This is a genomic window from Bifidobacterium sp. wkB338 (assembly GCF_003688325.1).
GTDB lineage: Bacteria > Actinomycetota > Actinomycetes > Actinomycetales > Bifidobacteriaceae > Bombiscardovia > Bombiscardovia polysaccharolytica.
On record NZ_NPOR01000041.1, the window covers coordinates 60703 to 77119 of the forward strand.

10 protein-coding genes are annotated in these 16417 nt (G+C 52.0%); 1 reads left to right on the forward strand and 9 read right to left on the reverse strand.

Annotated features, from left to right (window positions below; translation table 11 throughout):
* Positions 1-83 precede the first annotated feature (83 nt).
* The 8 genes from CI603_RS07975 to CI603_RS08010 all read right to left on the reverse strand — a co-directional run bounded on the left by CI603_RS07975 (position 84) and on the right by CI603_RS08010 (position 14410).
* Positions 84-1178, reverse strand: coding sequence for a LacI family DNA-binding transcriptional regulator (locus CI603_RS07975; RefSeq protein ID WP_232346791.1), 1095 nt, complete (start codon positions 1176-1178; stop codon positions 84-86).
* Between the two features lie 58 nt (positions 1179-1236).
* Positions 1237-3792 carry a glycoside hydrolase family 31 protein gene (locus CI603_RS07980; RefSeq protein ID WP_121913698.1) on the reverse strand — a complete coding sequence of 852 codons (2556 nt, stop codon included), beginning with the start codon at positions 3790-3792 and terminating at the stop codon, positions 1237-1239.
* A gap of 87 nt (positions 3793-3879) precedes the next feature.
* Entirely contained in the window at positions 3880-5148 is a 1269-nt protein-coding gene (locus CI603_RS07985) for a glycosyl hydrolase (protein ID WP_121913699.1), read from the reverse strand.
* Between the two features lie 16 nt (positions 5149-5164).
* Positions 5165-5998, reverse strand: a complete 834-nt coding sequence (locus tag CI603_RS07990; protein WP_046322712.1) for a carbohydrate ABC transporter permease — start codon at positions 5996-5998, stop codon at positions 5165-5167.
* Positions 5988-6884: a carbohydrate ABC transporter permease gene (locus tag CI603_RS07995; RefSeq protein WP_259465522.1), complete on the reverse strand. Its 897-nt coding sequence runs from the start codon at positions 6882-6884 to the stop codon at positions 5988-5990. Before CI603_RS07995 ends, CI603_RS07990 begins: the two co-directional genes overlap by 11 nt.
* 77 nt (positions 6885-6961) lie before the next feature.
* Positions 6962-8236 (reverse strand): sugar ABC transporter substrate-binding protein, encoded by a 1275-nt coding sequence (locus CI603_RS08000; protein WP_121913701.1) that lies wholly within the window; start codon positions 8234-8236, stop codon positions 6962-6964.
* 21 nt (positions 8237-8257) lie between these two features.
* Positions 8258-11404: a glycoside hydrolase family 38 C-terminal domain-containing protein gene (locus CI603_RS08005; RefSeq protein WP_121913702.1), complete on the reverse strand. Its 3147-nt coding sequence runs from the start codon at positions 11402-11404 to the stop codon at positions 8258-8260.
* Positions 11405-11434: 30 nt separating this feature from the next.
* Complete coding sequence (locus CI603_RS08010) at positions 11435-14410, reverse strand: glycoside hydrolase family 38 C-terminal domain-containing protein (RefSeq protein ID WP_259465523.1); 2976 nt, start codon at positions 14408-14410, stop codon at positions 11435-11437.
* Between CI603_RS08010 and CI603_RS09195 the strand changes: the two genes are divergently transcribed.
* Positions 14333-14791, forward strand: a complete 459-nt coding sequence (locus CI603_RS09195; RefSeq protein WP_259465525.1) for a hypothetical protein — start codon at positions 14333-14335, stop codon at positions 14789-14791. The genes CI603_RS08010 and CI603_RS09195 overlap by 78 nt on opposite strands.
* Before the next feature lie 200 nt (positions 14792-14991).
* Here CI603_RS09195 and CI603_RS08015 read toward each other — a convergent pair whose 3' ends face one another.
* On the reverse strand, positions 14992-16332 hold the full coding sequence (locus CI603_RS08015) for a sugar ABC transporter substrate-binding protein (protein ID WP_121913704.1): 1341 nt from the start codon (positions 16330-16332) through the stop codon (positions 14992-14994).
* Between the last annotated feature and the right edge of the window lie 85 nt (positions 16333-16417).

Below are 16417 nucleotides of genomic sequence, written 5' to 3' on the forward strand. Positions count from 1 at the left end.
TTTCACAGGTATGACTGTTTACGCTCACATGCGACCATGATACCGGTGCCATAGCACAGACTTACCGGCGGTTGTCACGGATTTCATCGCACTGGACGTGCCGTGCTCTCACGGATGACCAGCTTGGGGGTCAGAATTCGGCGGTTGCTACTAACTGCACCGCCGTCGAAGACCTTTAGCAGCAGATTGGCGACCTTTGTACCGTAAAGCCCTGCATCACGATGTACTGCGGTTATCGATGGACTGGTGGACTGACAGATGAAGCTGTCCTCGAAACTGACGATACCCGGAAGCGCATCAGTCCTAGCTGGAAGATCTACAGCGGCGTCATCCGAACGACGCATATTTAGGGATCGCAGGCTTGCAGCCGCCAGAATTTCATTCTCATAGATAAACGCTGTATAAGGGTGTGTGCCCGAAAACAACGATAAGGTCTGGTTCACGGCTTCATCCGGATCGAAATCCGTGAATTTGACTATAGCTGAATCCAGGCCATTACCTTGCGCAAAATGATGGAATGCTGAGGCCCTAGCCCTGCTGTAATCCAATTTTGGATCTCCGGAAAGGTAAGCAATACGCCTATGGCCTTGAGATCTCAGATGTTTGAGAATAGTGGTCATGGTTTTGGAATCATCAATCGAGAGTGAAGGCAGTTCATGATGGGTATCGGGACCACCCGCCAAGACGGCCGGCATTCCCAGAGCCTTGAGCCTGCCCGGTCTCGGATCGTCAATCAACGAATCCACGAGGATGACCCCGTCAACTCTTTTGCGTCGAGCCCAATCCTCGTATGTTGTTAATTCCTCCTCCAAGGAACGGCAGGGCCGAAACAAAAGGCCATACCCGTGATCGCTGAGGGATGCATGAATTCCAGCCATGAAATGCAACATGAAAGTTTCTGTCTGGAAAGCATCTATCGATCGCGCTGGAGCAAACCCAATGGTCATGGTACGAGAGGAGCCCAGGGCCTGGGCCGCATACACAGGACTCCAACCAAGCCTGGCCGCTGCATCCTTGACCCGTCGCTTGGTGCGCCTGGATACGCCAGGCTTGTCATTGATCGCAAACGAAACAGCCGTCTGGGATATGCCAAGCTCTTTAGCAATATCCTTCAGACTGACACGCTGTGGTTCCGAAGACGAATCCTGTCGCTCCATATCTGTTTTGACTCGACTCATACCCTTCCCCCGCTCCATCGCCAACTGACCGTCACCTTACCCTGAACGTTCAGATAACTTACTGATCCCTAAGGAAAATTTCCTCCAGACCTCGTATTACCTCCTGCGGCATGTGAGATTGGAACCAGGAAGGTTCACCATAATCTCCAGGAGGCATTTCGAGAGTATGAAGTGCCGACACTGCTTTGACGCCAAGATTCCTGACTTGATCCCAGGCCTGCTCCTTAGTGAAGTAGAACATTTGTGCACCTTGCAACAATTGCAGAGCATCATGATTCATAGGGTTGTGCGCAACTTGTGGTCGATCATTGAAGACCAGATCAATTTGTGAGGTACACGGCAGACTTCGTAAGGATACAATCAAGCTGAGTCGTTCCTCATCGTAGGTGCAGGAAAAAGGAACCGCCTGACCGTCTGACAGTACAGTGATCCTCGATGCGTCCACTGGGGCTAGGCCACGGAAAGTCAGTGTCCAATCCCGGCGCTTTGGCACTACGAGCCCCGGGTCATTGGACACCCCCGCTGCCCCCTCTTCCGGACATACTTGAGCCGGACTGATAGTGAACTTTCCCTCTTTCCAGTTCAAGTCCAGATCAGTCCGCACCCATGTAATCCTGCCCTGGGGCGCCCCGTCATCCTCCCAAAGGGTGAAATGCCCATCATCGCCAGGGAAAATACGCAAGTCTAGACCTTGAGGGTTTTCCACTGTGTTCAACGAGTAATCGTAATCGTCATCAGTTTGTCCCTTGTGGTCATTGTGACTCTGAAGCGGAACAATACCTCCTGCCTTGGCAAAAACCGGCATCCGGTCCAGCCCACGCCAGACTTCCATGTTGCGCCCATTCTTCCGTTCTGCGTCATAATGGCGGCCATCAAACCAGTCGAACCAAAGACCATGTGGGAACCAAACTTGTGCTTTGGCTTTCTGCAAGGCACGATCAGCCGGTTCCAGGATGGGAGAGACAATTAACTCGGTGCCGAACATGAACTGAGTGGGCACATTGCCGCCGGAATAATGCCAGTACATCGGTTCCACCAATGGCAGATCCTCATATGCCGCACGTCTATTCATGGAATACAAATATGGGATCAACGCATGCCGCAGTCTGAGGGCCCCGACCATACTCTGAGCAACATCCACGCGGAAGTTCCAAGGTTCCTTGCCATTGAAAGGCGACGAACTCGAGTGCAATCGGTTGATGGGGCTGAAGGTCCCCAACTGATACCACCGAGCTTCCAACTCTTCATCACGGTAACCAAACATATGACCGCCAATGTCATGACTCCACCACCCATAACCGATATTGCTGGCCATGGCAGTGAAGTATGGCTGGAATCTGAGTGATTTCCAACTAACAACAGTATCGCCAGAGAATCCTACCGGATAACGGTGCGAGCCGGGACCGGCATATCTGGAGAAAGTCAGTGGTCTACGCCCCGGCATATGAGCCGAATCCAAATAATGCAGATGATTCAGCAGCCACAACGGATCCAAATCCTTCTGCTTTGCAACTGATCCCTGTTGCCAATCAATCCACCAAAAATCAACACCCTGTTCTTCCATCGGGTGCAAAAGGGCATCAAAATAAGCGTTCATACTTACGGGCGAAGTCACATCAAATTCGACTGTTTTCTTCGATGCAGGATCGATTCCGGCGGCTCTGGCTACACGCTCATATGGTTCTTCAAACGACCTAACCCCATCACGCGGATGTAGGCTGAGCGTGGTTCGCATGCCATGATCGTGCAACCAATGCAGAAAGTCTTTTGGATTGGGGAATAGCTCCTTGTTCCAGGTATAGCCCGTCCAACCTGAGCCTAAGTTGGGATCAATGTCGACAAGATGCCAGTCCATATCGATGACGGCTACGGTGAATGGGATGCCTTCATGGTTGAACCGTTCCATAAGCTGTTCATACTCATCCTGCGAGTACCGATGGTATCGGCTCCACCAGTTACCCAAGACGTATCTAGGCAAGAGCGGAGTGTGCCCGCTCAAATGATAAAAATCTTTTACAGCCTCGGTTATCTTCTGATTGTAGCCAAAGAAATACCAATCCTGGCTCGGCCCTTCCTTAGGAAATACCCAGGTACCGAAAGGATTGGGCTTCCCTCCTACCTGATCCGCTTTGCATATCAGGCTTGTTCGGCTATCGTCAATCACTGCCCAGCCATATTTGGATATCAGGCCTGGATCCAATGCAGTGGAGCCGTCGATTTGATCGAGAGTTCTGGTGGTTCCTCCCAAATTGCCTTTCTGCTCATCTTCATAATGCCAGGTACTCTCTTGAGCGCCTGAATGCTTCATATAGATGTACAGTCCCTCAGGACTGAAGGGCTGCCCGTCGTAGAATATTCTTAACTCTGAAGTTTCAATTTCCAACGAACCATCGTCATTGCGCGTGACTGTGTAGTCCGGAACTGGCTCGAATCGCCGATTAATGGCCATAGTCGTGGCATCGTCGACAAACACCCCAGTATCTGACCACTCGAAACGTATGAGCGCATCCGTAAGAATGCCTATTCTCCATCGGTCGCCCTGCACAACCGAACCTTCGCACATCCGAGGATGCGCCCCCATGCTCTCCAACGAGAACAATCGAGAATCAACCATCCGTGTATCTCCCTTTGTTTACTTGCTTCAAGTGGGGATCCTTCGTTCGTTCTCGAAGGATCCCCACTGTCGCGCTCCGAGTTAGATTCAATCCGATCGGGCTACATTGCTGTACACATTCCCTGTACGAAGCTCAACTGGCAGGCATTCATGTATGCCCCTTGCATTCAGGCTCTGCTCGTCATGCACACAGGCAGATGTGACCACTGCAGGATGCTCTCCTGAGCGCGACAACTGCATCCAAGCTTCGAACACAGATCCTCCAGGAGCCAAGGAGCCCCGCGACAGCGGCAATCCCTGCTCGTCCACATCGACTATTACAGCGACCTGTCTATTGACAACCATAGGCAAGGGCTCAGCCACTATCTGAGAAAAGGCTTTGCCGACATCCGTTAGATTCCCTTTAAGATCGAACAGGCCCAGGTGATGCTCCAATTCCGGAAAGTCAACAAAACGCCCATCGACATCGTGGGAACACCACCATGTAATACCGTAGAGATCGCTGCAACGCAGCATCCTCTGGATTGAGCGACTGCAGAAAACCCCAGATTCACTACTAGTTATCACATTATTCGGAGCCCCAATCTCTTGGACCCATACCGGCCGATGATCATGACGTGCGAATGCTTTGGACAATTCGACAAGGTATTCAGCATGACCAACACTTTCGACGCTCAGAGCACCGTAATGCTGGGCAGTGCCGTTGAAGACCCACGAATGGATAGCTGTCACGTCTCCCAGATTCGCTGCCTGGTCGGGAGTAAATGGATGACCGTCGGCATACCAGACCTCATCATTCTCACTGTGCAGAAGTACTCTCCCATCGTGGTGGGCACGTTCCTGCAAAGGCAACAGCAAAGCGCGAAGCCAGGCATCGGCCTGCGCCTTTGTCAGTGGCATTGGCGAAGGATGCGTCATACTCGCGAACTGGTTGCATTCATTGCCTAGAGTCAATCCGGCAAAGCCTTGAACATCAGCCATAGCGTCATAGATGGCTATAACCAGCTGGATCTGAGCCTGTACAGCTTGAGCATCGACAAACATATTGCGAGAATGCCAAGAGCGCAGCCAGGATGGAAGAAAATCAAAACTGGACAAGTGCCCCTGAAGCACATCTACATAACAATCCAAACCTGCTTCCGCTGCCAGTTCCCCCATATGCCGTAAGTCATCCAGCGCTTGAGGATTGATATAGTTTCTGTTCGGTTGCAGAATAGGCCATAGAGGGAAGATCCTTACATGGTCCACCCTAATCGAGGCTATCTGTTCCAGATCTTCTCTGATACGTCCCCAATCAGGATGAAGCCATGTATAGAACCAACCGGCGGATGGTGTGTAATTAACGCCGTATTTCATGAGTATCTGTATTCCGTTATTCCTTAACCCCGCCGACTTCCAGTCCGTGGAAAATATAGCGCTGGAAGACGAAGAAGAAGATGAGAATAGGCACCAGGGCAATGACAGTCCCTGCGGCTACCAATCTGGGATCCGAGACAAATGTTCCCTGCAAACGAGACATCCCTAGCGTCAATGTGTAGTGACTGTCGTCTGTCAGAACAATCAGAGGCCAGAGGAAGTCATTCCACGAACCCATGAATGAGAAGATAGCCACTAGAGCCATGGTCCCCTTGACCTGCGGCGCACAAATCATGGTGAACCTTTGCCAAACGCTAGCGCCATCCATTTCCGCAGCCTCAATCAGATCTCGAGGTATCGCACGAAACGCATTAACGAACAGCAGAATGTTCATCGCGCTTACAATGCCGGGCAAGGCGACACCTATCAAGTTGTTCTGTAAATTCAAAGAACGGATGATCAGGAACTGCGTAATCATAACTGTTTCTCCAGGAATCAGCATGGAGAGGAACAGAATTCCTACTACGATCCGCTTGCCTTTGAACTTGAGCAAAGCAATGGCATAGCCGGCCATAGTACCGCTGATGACATTGCCGACAATATTGATAGCAGCCACGACCAGTGTGTTTAAGGCATAGCCAACTATAGGCAGACGCCTGAAGACTCCGCTGAAGTTACTGACCGTAGGGTCGCGAGGCCAGAAGTATGGCGGAACTGCATACATATCATCCTTAGGACCCTTGAAAGCCAAGGATATCTGCCATAGCAACGGGCAGGCAAGGAAAAGGAAGAGCAGGACCAAGACGGCATACTTCACGACCTTGCCCACTGTTATATGCTTACTCGTCATCAGAGGACCTCGATTCCAAGAACCATTCGAAGAGAATCAGAGCACCGAGCACAAAGAACATAACCAGACCCAATGCCCCGGCATATCCGGTTCGGGCATTGATGCCAGTGCCTTCGTTCTTGATTAGCATTGTCATCGTTATGTCGGCCCCGCCGACTCCACCGCTGCCATTAGTCAACATGTAAATTTCACCAAAGACTCTGAAAGCTGACATAGAAGACAGCAGGGAGATCAGAATCATAGTCCAGGTGCATCCAGGTAGGGTTACATGGATGAATTGACGAACTGCGCCTGCTCCGTCAATTTGTGCAGCCTCATACAAGACCGGGTCAATATTGGCGATAGTCGTCAAATAGATAATCATGTAGTAGCCCAGGCCGGTCCAAATGGTAATAGTCATGGCGCTGAACAAGAGCAACCAACGATCAGTGAGAAATGGAATGGGCTTGCTTATCCAGTGCAAGGCACGGAACAGACCGTTGACCAGACCCTTGGAATCCAGCAGGTTGGTCCAAATCAATCCGACCACCACACTGGACATGATTACCGGGACATAGAACGATGTTCTAAAGAATCCCATTATTCTGGTTTTTTCGGCCACCAACGCCGCAAGAATCAACGGCAGGATAATCATGAAGGGCACAACGCAGACGACATACAGAGATGAGTTTGTCATTGCCGTTCTGAAATGTGGATCATGGAACATATCGATGAAATTCTGGAATCCGATGAATTTTCCAGGACGCAACAAGGTCGAATCCGTGAAGGACAAGCGGATTGTGTTCAGGAACGGCAACAAGGAAAAGACCAGAATCCACAAAATCGGGATAGTCACGAAGAGCCATGGAGCGACACGACCGCTCCTGTTGGCTCCCAAAGGGTGCACATAGGTGCCGTCAGGGTTAAGGCGCCGGGCGCCGGCGGAACCGACGCCCTTATGCTGTCTATGAGACGACTGGACCATTACTTCAACCTGCCGTTGGCGTACTCAACAACATTGTCCAGTGCCTGCTTGGGAGTCACCTTGCCCTGCAGGGCCTGGGCGATTTGTTCTTGAAGTCTGGTGCCGTCTACTGCAGTAAACTGCGGAGGACCCCATATACGTCCTTCACGCACCTGCTTGGCGACCATTCTCATGCCTACAGCATTCATATCGTCACCAGATGGGTTGAAGAATGGATCATCAATGGTGCCCTTAGAGGATGGGAAGACATTGGCTTTCTTATCGAAGGCCAGCTGGTTCTTGGAGTTGGTCACGAATTTGGCCAGCTTCAGCGCCATATCCTTATGCTTGGAATTGGCATTGACAGTCATCATTTCCATCATCATGTTCGGATGAGTGTTGGCGACCATGCTGGTAATGCCCATATGCTCATAAACCTTGGGGGCATTCTTTTTCATATCGTCAATGCTGTACAGGCTGCCATTGAGGAAAACCTGTGAGCCTGAGTTGAAGCTCTTTGACTCGCCGCTATTGGAGGTGTTCAGCATCTCGTCAGTAAAGGCCTTGGCCTTATACATGTCCACATAATGCTGGACAAAGGCCACTCCCTTAGGGTCATTAAAGGTGAACTTGGTGTGATCCTTATTCATCAGGGGAACGCCGTACATACCGAAATCCTGGATGCTGGGAAGGCCAGTGGTCATAGCATACTTGCCACCACACTTCGGCCCGAAGATTTCAGCATTGGCAAACATTTCATCCTGAGTCTTCGGCACTTTGCTTGAGTCAAGCCCGCACTCATCGAGCAAGGCCTTGTTATAGAGGGTAGGGCCTGTGTTCAGGTACCAAGGCAACCCATAGGTGCCCTCCTCCAGATGGGGGCCTTTGAAAGTGGCTGATTGCCATGCAGCATCAAGATATTGATCCTTGGCGTTTGGCTCCTCCTTGGCAATGTTGAGCAACGCACCAGCACCAGCCAAGGTATACGCAGCCTCAGGCCCCATATCAATTACATCGGGCAGGGAATTTGCAGCGGCATCGGTTGAGAGCTTGTCCTCATAGTTGTCAGCCGGCTGATCAACCCACTTAATGTGGACGCCTTTGTTCTCCTTTTCAAACTGCTTGATCAGATCCTGGAAGTATCCTGTGAACTTGTCGTTTTTGAGGTTCCATGTCTGGAACTTCAGTTCGATAGGACCAGACCCGGAGGATGTGCTTCCCCCGCATCCTCCGAAGCTCACGACTGCCGCTGCTGAGCACAGCAACGACAGCGCCGTTTTTATAGTTTTGTTCATTGTGATTTCTCCTTTACTAATTCATCCTTGAATTCCGGCTTGAGAAAGCCGAAGAGTAGCAATCTGGAAAGGTCCCAGATCAAGCCGAGCCCCCTCAGCAGCCCCAGGCTGTTTGAGAGCATCAGGCTCACCCTGATAGTGGCGGTCCCGCTCCAGCAAGTCGGTCTCATAGACCTGTGCCCCCACCATGGGGCCATTCACTGCCAGCGATGCAGATGCCGGTTGGCCGTTGGCCTCGTAGATACGCACTATCAAATCACCTGAGCCATCGTCAGCCATCTTGATCCAATCGACGACAGGCAAGCCCTTCACATTTTGCAGACCAATTAAGGGCTCCATATCAGGCACATCCTTCAACACTGGTGCGTTGATTTCCGCAGCTGCAGCCAAGGTCGAATCCAGATCATGACCAGGCACCAGAGCCCAATCAAACTCATGGTGGCCCAGATCTGCATGGGGGTCTGGTGCTTTAGGAGCACCTACCAAGGTCAGGCGTACCTGAGTGCCGACTTCCGGACCATTCTCTGGTCCATATATAGCGGACACATCGGATCCATAAGTCGATCCATTGACGATGCCAACGCCAAATTCTTCATTAGCTATGCGGACGAAACGATGCGTGCAACTCTCGAAACGTGCCTCATCACCCTCGGTATTCTTCACGATAGGACGTTCGATAAGGCCGAATTGTGTTTCATACTGGGCACGGTCTGCTCTGACAGCAAGTGGAAGAGCAACCTTGAGCAGCTTTTCCGGAACGAGCCAATCAACGTCAGCATGAAAATCAAGCTGCCTCAAACCGGGACGCAAACTGATGCTGGTCCGAATAGTGCTGGCGCGGTACTTATTGATCACATGGACGTGAACAGTACCGTCCTCGTCAGTCTTCACATCTTCGATTTGGCCTTGATCCAAATCAGAGACAGCCAAGAATGCATCGCGCTCTACATCCCAAGCATCAAAGACGCCGGGCTCATCTTTGAGTACCTGATAAAGCCCACAGGATTGGCCAGGTGCCACCATTTCTCTGCCGGTTGTCAGATCGCATATGGATGTCACTGCTCCAGATTGAGCAATGACAACGCGCAAAAGGCTGTTGTCCAGAATCAACTCGCTGTTTGCATTATGAGATACAGCGACGGCTGAAGCATTCCTGACTATTCCCTTTGCATTAACCGGACTCCAGGATGCCTGTCCTGATTCAGCTCGTCCGACCTGCATGATTCGTGCCTCAGGCCGAATTCTGGTCTTAGTAGATGCTTCGACCGCACGCAAGGCTTCGGCGGTCAACTCCCGCAGCCGGACTATATCTTCTGCATACTCCTTGCGAGCCACTCGGTATATCCATGCGATACCGGATCCAGGCAAAATGTCATGGAACTGATTGAGCAACAAGGTCTTCCAAATTCTGTCAAGCTCTTCTCGCGGATAAACATATTCCTCATTGACCAATTCGGCATAGGCACAACAATATTCCGCCATGCGCAGCCATGATTCCTCTTTGCGACAACCACGTTTCATGTCCTGCTGGGAGGTCAACGTCTTGCGATGGAGCTCGAGATACAACTCGCCTTTCCAAGTGGGCATCTCACTGCCAGCCTGGTCAGCCATATCGTGATAAGCCACGTCAAAGAAATGATCTGGATTGTCATATTCCACTCGAGGAAGACCTTCGAAGCTACGAAGCCGCTCAGCCCTCATGGTCATCTCTCTCGTCGGTCCACCACCGCCGTCTCCATAGCCGAACAGCAGAATCCCGTGATCCGACAGATCCTTATCCTTAAAATTCTGTTCCGCATAGTGCAGGTCCTTGGGGGACATGTCAGAATCGTACTTATCTGCCGGAGGGAAATGGGTGAAGATCCTGGAACCGTCAATCCCTTCCCACATAAACGAATGATGCGGCAATCGTGTTGTATCGTTCCAACAGAGTTTTTGCGTCAGGAACCAACGTGCTCCCGATCGGCGAGCGATTTGGGGCCATGAACCTGAATATCCAAAACTGTCCGGCAGCCAAACCCCATGGGTTTCGACGCCGAACTTTTGCTTAAAATACCGTTGCCCATAAGAAAGCTGACGAATCAGCGACTCGCCTGAGGGAACCATTCCATCCGATTCAACCCACATGCCTCCTACAGGTATAAACCTTCCCTCCTGTACGTAGCGCTGCACACGTTTGAACAAATCCGGGTGCCGTTCCTCGAGCCAGGCATACTGCTGGGCAGAACTCATGACGTAGCAGAACTTTGGATCGTTATCCAGGAGGGTCAGCACATTGGCTATTGTCCGTCCTACCTTGCGTTTGGTCTCACGCACAGGCCAAAGCCAAGCTGAATCGATGTGAGCATGCCCCATGGCGGATAGCTGCAAAGCAGAAGGTGCGGAGGGTTTATTCATCACCGCTTCCAGCGCTTCACGCGCAGCAGGCAGGGTGGCTCTCACAGTCTCTTCATCAGCTCCATCAAAGATGTTCATGGAACGCTGCAGCGCCTTGGCCAGCTTCCAATACCGTGGCGAACCGGCATCCAACTGTTCTACAGCGCCGCTGACGATGTCGAGGTCTATCCAGTATTCGTGGACTTCGTGATCATATTCGGCGATTTGCACCGATTCAAAGACGTAACGCTCATCCGCCTTGCCCGTGGGGGCATCACCGAGACTCGTAACCGTGAAAGACGGGACGTTAGGATTGTATGCCGCTTCAACGTAGACAGTGAAGGCTCCGTCATGATCAACGACTTGGTCCGCTTTGCCTTGATCATCAACCAATGGAATCCAGTAGTTACGTGGATGGATGGCCTTGATCACCGAGCCATCAGGCCGATACACCATTCCTTCGATGTGTCCGCCAACTGGCCAATCCAGCCAACCCAGGTTAAAAAGCAGTTCAATCGGGTGTCCATTGCCCGAGCTCCGAGGCAATTGTCCAGTCACTTTCATCCACGTCGTCCCCCATGTGGTGCCCCATGGCTCACCGACGGCAAGAGGGGTGAATGCCACACCGCCATGCCGTGCTTCATCAAGGAACGTTGACGGATTCACCGGTTCCCCCGTATAACAAACAGCCTGTACATCGCACTGGGCGAGCACATGGTGGATATGAGGGCGTACCCGCTCATTCATGACCCGCTTGCAGCGATCAACCTCACGCTGTACTTTAAGCAACATAATCAATGACCCTTCATTGTTCTTTCGATCTTATTTGCCGGTAATTTGTGATTGATGCAGTCTGAGGGTGGTGAATTGGAAAGGCATAAACTCCAGAGAGGCACCTTCAGCATTCACCTCACCTTTATCTACCAATCCATGACGCAAATCGTCAGGCAAGGGCGACTCCTCCAAGGAATCGGTCTCTCGTACCGTAGCTCCCTTCAGCAACGGCCCCAGTTTCAGACGACCACGGGCAGGAGAGGAATCAGGGTCATACACACGAATCACCAGATCACCGCTGCCATCGTCAGCCATCTTCATCCAGTCAATGACTAGCCTTCCAGAGATGGTGTCCAAACTCACCAGAGGCTCTGCGTCAGGCAGACCATCTAGGAAGATAGGAGCATTAAGCCGATAAGCTTGGGCTAGAACAGCGTTTTGGTCTTCGTTAGGAACCACGGACCAGGCAAACTCATGATGACCCCGGTCAGTATCCGGATCAGGGAAAACAGGTGCAGAAAGCAGTGTCAGGCGAACTAAGGTTCCTGCCTCCTTACCATGAGCCGGATCAGCTGGAATAGGTGTGGTATCGCCGCCATAGGTCGAGGCATTTACCACGCCAACGGCTAGGTCGTCATCCCTAACCCGCACAAACCTGTGGGTGCAACTTTCGAATTGCGCCTCTTCGGCCGCATTGTTCTTCTGTATAGGCCGGTCAATGAATCCGTATTGACATTCAAACTGGGCATAACGTGCTTGGATAGCCAAGGGAAGATCCACTTTCAGCAACTGCTCATCCTGATGCCAATCCACGGAAGCGGTGAAGTCCAGCCTCCTGGCCCCAGGCGACAGGCTGATGCCAGTAGTGATCCGCGTGTCACCGTGGTTTCGAACCACGTCCACCCCGGACTTCTTTGCAGTGATCTGAACAGGGTCATCCACCGGCATGGCGGTAAGAAGGGCGTCACGTTCCAAATCCCACGCATCCCACATAGTGGGCTCATCCTTGAGCAGTTCGTAGCCACCCATTGTTGAACCCCTGGGAATCAGCTCTCGTCCGGAAACGACATCCAGCAAGGAGTGGACTGTGCCATCAGTCCCCACAACCGCCTTGATAAGGCCATTGTCCAGAATATATCCCTGCTCGTTAGCAGAAACTTGGACCATAGACGTTGGACCGCCTGTCTTGGGCACTGACGGTACAGCCCGCCAAGCGTCGTCCCCGTCAGTATCCATTGGGTTTATTAGAGCAGCAGGCACACGTTGAATCCCCCTCTGTACTCTGGCGATTACACTAGCGGCCTCTTGACCGATTTCTCGCAGGCGATCAATGTCACGCTGATAATCCTCGCGAGCGAGTCGATGAACCCAAGAGATGGCTGAACCGGGCAGAATGTCGTGGAATTGGTTCAGCAGCAAAGTTCGCCAGATTTGATCCAGCTCAGCGTGAGGATAGTCATAATTCGCATCAGCCAGGGAAGCATAAGCGCACAGGTACTCCACAGTACGCAGCATGGCTTCTTCCTGCCGGCAGCCACGCTTCATATCCTGCTGAGAAGTCAGTGTCTTACGATGGAGCTCCAGGTAGAGTTCGCCTTTCCAGACCGGCATCTCTCGACCAGCGCGCTGATGAATCTGTTGACAGGACTCACGGAAGAAATCATCTGGAGTCTCATAACGTGCCTTTGCAACACCTTCCACATCACGCAGACGGTCAAACCGACCCAGCATTTCGCGTGTAGTGCCGCCGCCTCCATCACCATAGCCGCACAGGACTATGGCTCTATCGGAGAAGTCCTTGTCTTGGTAGTTTTCTTCAGAATGATTAAGCTCCCGGGCAGTCATGCTTGAGGAGTAGGTATCCATCGGTGGAAAGTGAGTGAATATAGGCGTGCCATCGATACCCTGCCAGTCAAAAGTATGATGAGGGAACTTTGTAGTGTCATTCCATGAGATCTTTTGCGAAAGGAAGTAACGCATGCCAGCACGCCGGGCAATTTGAGGGAACTGACCTGTATAGCCGAAACTGTCAGGCTCCCAGACTACATCGGTATCTACGCCTAGATGCTCACGATAGTAGCGTTTTCCATAGCTGAACTGGCGTGTCAATGATTCGCCCGCTGGCAACATCCCATCAGATTCGACCCACATGCCACCCACAGGAATGAAGCGTCCCTCTTTGACGCGACGCAAAAGGCGAGCAAACAGATCTGGATGATCAGCCTCAAGCCAGGCATACTGTTGTGGGGAACTCATTACATAGATAAAATCGGGATCTCGCTCCATCAGCGCCAGCATATTAGAGACTGTACGGGCTACCTTTCGGCGAGTTTCACGCTTGGGCCAAAGCCAGGCCGAATCAATGTGTGAATGACCTACCACTGCATGATCCAAACTGCTCGACACAGCCGGCAGGCTGAGTTCTTCGGTCAGGGCCGTACGGGCCTGCTGCAGACTAGCTGCATCACCCTCCCGATAGCTGTTCAAGGAAGTCTGCAGGGCCTTACCCAGCCTCCAATAGCGTGGCTGCTTGGGGTCGCACTCCCGGATGATCTGGCTGACCGCTTCCAGATCCATGGCATAGTTCCACATCTCATAATCGAAATGACAGACATCCAGTTGATTCAGAGCGTTAGGCTCGTCGGGTCGGCCCGTGGTGCCTTCACCCAAACGAGTCTTAACGAATGGAGGAACCCCGAGAATGAGCGGGTTGCAGGCTGCCTCCAGATAGAGGGTAAAAGTGCCATCGGACCTGATAAGCGAAGGTTCTTCATCAATAGCTGACCCTTTCCAGTCTCTGCCATCCAGGGGAATCCACTGATTCTTCGGGTTGACCGCCTTGATAATGGAGCCGTCGGGGCGGTAGGCCTCTGCCTCGTAATGGCCACCGGGAGAGTCGGGCTGCCATCCAAGGTCCACAATCAGTTCAAGCGGAGCCTCATCTCGATGGCTCTGATCAATGCTTCCCTTGATCTCCATCCAGGTTGTTCCCCAAGTAGTCCCCCAGGATTCGCCAAGATTCAAAGGCTCAAAAGGAATGCCCCCATTGTTCAGGCGGCGGAAGAAGTCCTGGGAGGAAATGGGCTCGCCAGGAATCCGGTAGACCCTGACTGCACAATGGCCGACCGTTCTATCGACATAGGGCAGCACCCGTTGCCTTATGACTCGATCGCACCTGTCGAGTTCACGCTCCACCTTCAGCTGCATCCCGTAAACCTCCTTGTTTGTGCAGATTCCGTTTCAAAACTAAAGCGGTTTAGTAATATTATATCTCTTTTTTATCCAATGACCAACATCAGTTGTAAAGATGTTCTGGCCATCATGAGTCAGTGTGCCCAAACGCGTCGTCATCAAACGGCAAACCTGGCAGAAAATCCGACATCAGCTGCTATACGCCTCTTGTAGCCCCATGGCCGTGCGCAAAATCAGATAACACAAATTGGCAAAGGAACCACAAATGCAAAAGAAAACAGACAATCGGGAAAGCATCTTCCCAATGACAGCTTCGCCAAAATTAAATACCCCCATCTTGACTCCGATCACGCTGTCATTGCGCGCCGTCTTCAAGATGGGGGTATGGGGGTGGGTCAATCACATGAATCGATCTACAGACCTTTTACCGTGTAACCCTGTTCATTGCCATACTTAACCAGGTCCTTCTGGAAGGTCTTCAACGCATCCTCGAAACGGACCGAGCCCTCATAGGCCTTACCAATCGAATCATTCACGATCGAATTGGCGTAGACCTGATAGGGCAGGAACTGCCAGCCAGACCGAATATCCTTGGAGCTCTGATTAAAGACCTTGTTGACCTGTTGGCCGCCGAAGTAGTCGGCTTTCTCCTCCAGGAAGTCCTGAGCATTCAAATCCTTGACTGTGCTGGGGAAGCCTCCTGAAGCCGTGGCCAGCTCAATGGATTCTCGCGAGTTGTTCAACCACTTGACGAAACCAGCAGCCAATGCGGGATTCTTCGTCTTGGCATATACGGCCTGCGACGAACCGCCATAATTGGCCGAGGCCGGTTTCCCGTCATATGTAGGCATGGGAGCCACTCTCCAGTCCCCGGCACTTTCCTTTACCGAGGTCTGCAGGGTGTTGCGAAGCCACGAGGCTGAAATGATGGATGCCATCTTCCCCTTGTTTGCAGCCTGGTACCATTCCGTGCCCTGATTGGCCACTGTGGTGATCAGATGCTCTCCAATCAGCTTGTCCCAGACGGCAGCCCACCGCTGGGCGCCGGGGTCACTCAAATTGATGGTTACATTCGATCCAGAGACCTTGAAGGCATGGCTGCCGGCCTGCCAAAGCAGAGAGGCCACCAAATTGCCTTGACCCGAGTCGCTCGTGATATGGACGGTTGGATCCTTCTGTTGCATGATCTCGCCGTCCTTGACGAACTCATCCCAGGTTTTTGGCGGCTCACTGATGCCGAACGAGTCAAAGACCTTCTTGTTGTAATAGAGAACCATCGGACCGGTATCCTGAGGAAGTCCGTAGACCTTGCCTCCAACGCTCACCGAGCTCCATGCGGACGCCGCGTATTGATTCTTGAGCGAGGCAAAGCCATAAGGTGCCAGATCCAACAGGTTACCCGGAGTATAGAACTGAGACAGGGCCTGATACTCGATCTGCATGATGTCGGGTACATTGGACCCCGACTTTATGGCGTTCATCATCTTGGTATATGCCGCTGCACCGCTGCCAGGGTTGACGACCTTGACATGAACCTTGGGGTAATGCTTCTCGAAGGCCTTGACCTGGGTATCAGCGGACGATGTCCAGGTCCAATAGACCAGATCGCCTCCTTTCTCAAGCGCCTGTTCCACGTCATTTGCATGACCGCTCTGGGTTGTTGAAGAGCTACCTCCGCAAGCGCTCAACAAAGTTGTCGCAAAAGCCGCCACCGTGGCGACAGTGGCGAATTTCGTCATTCTGCTGTGTTTCATCACCAATCTCCTTTGATTTACATGCCGACGAATCGACGATGCCTACTTATCCCCGTCTCTTCTGCAACCTCCAAGACGAGGGACT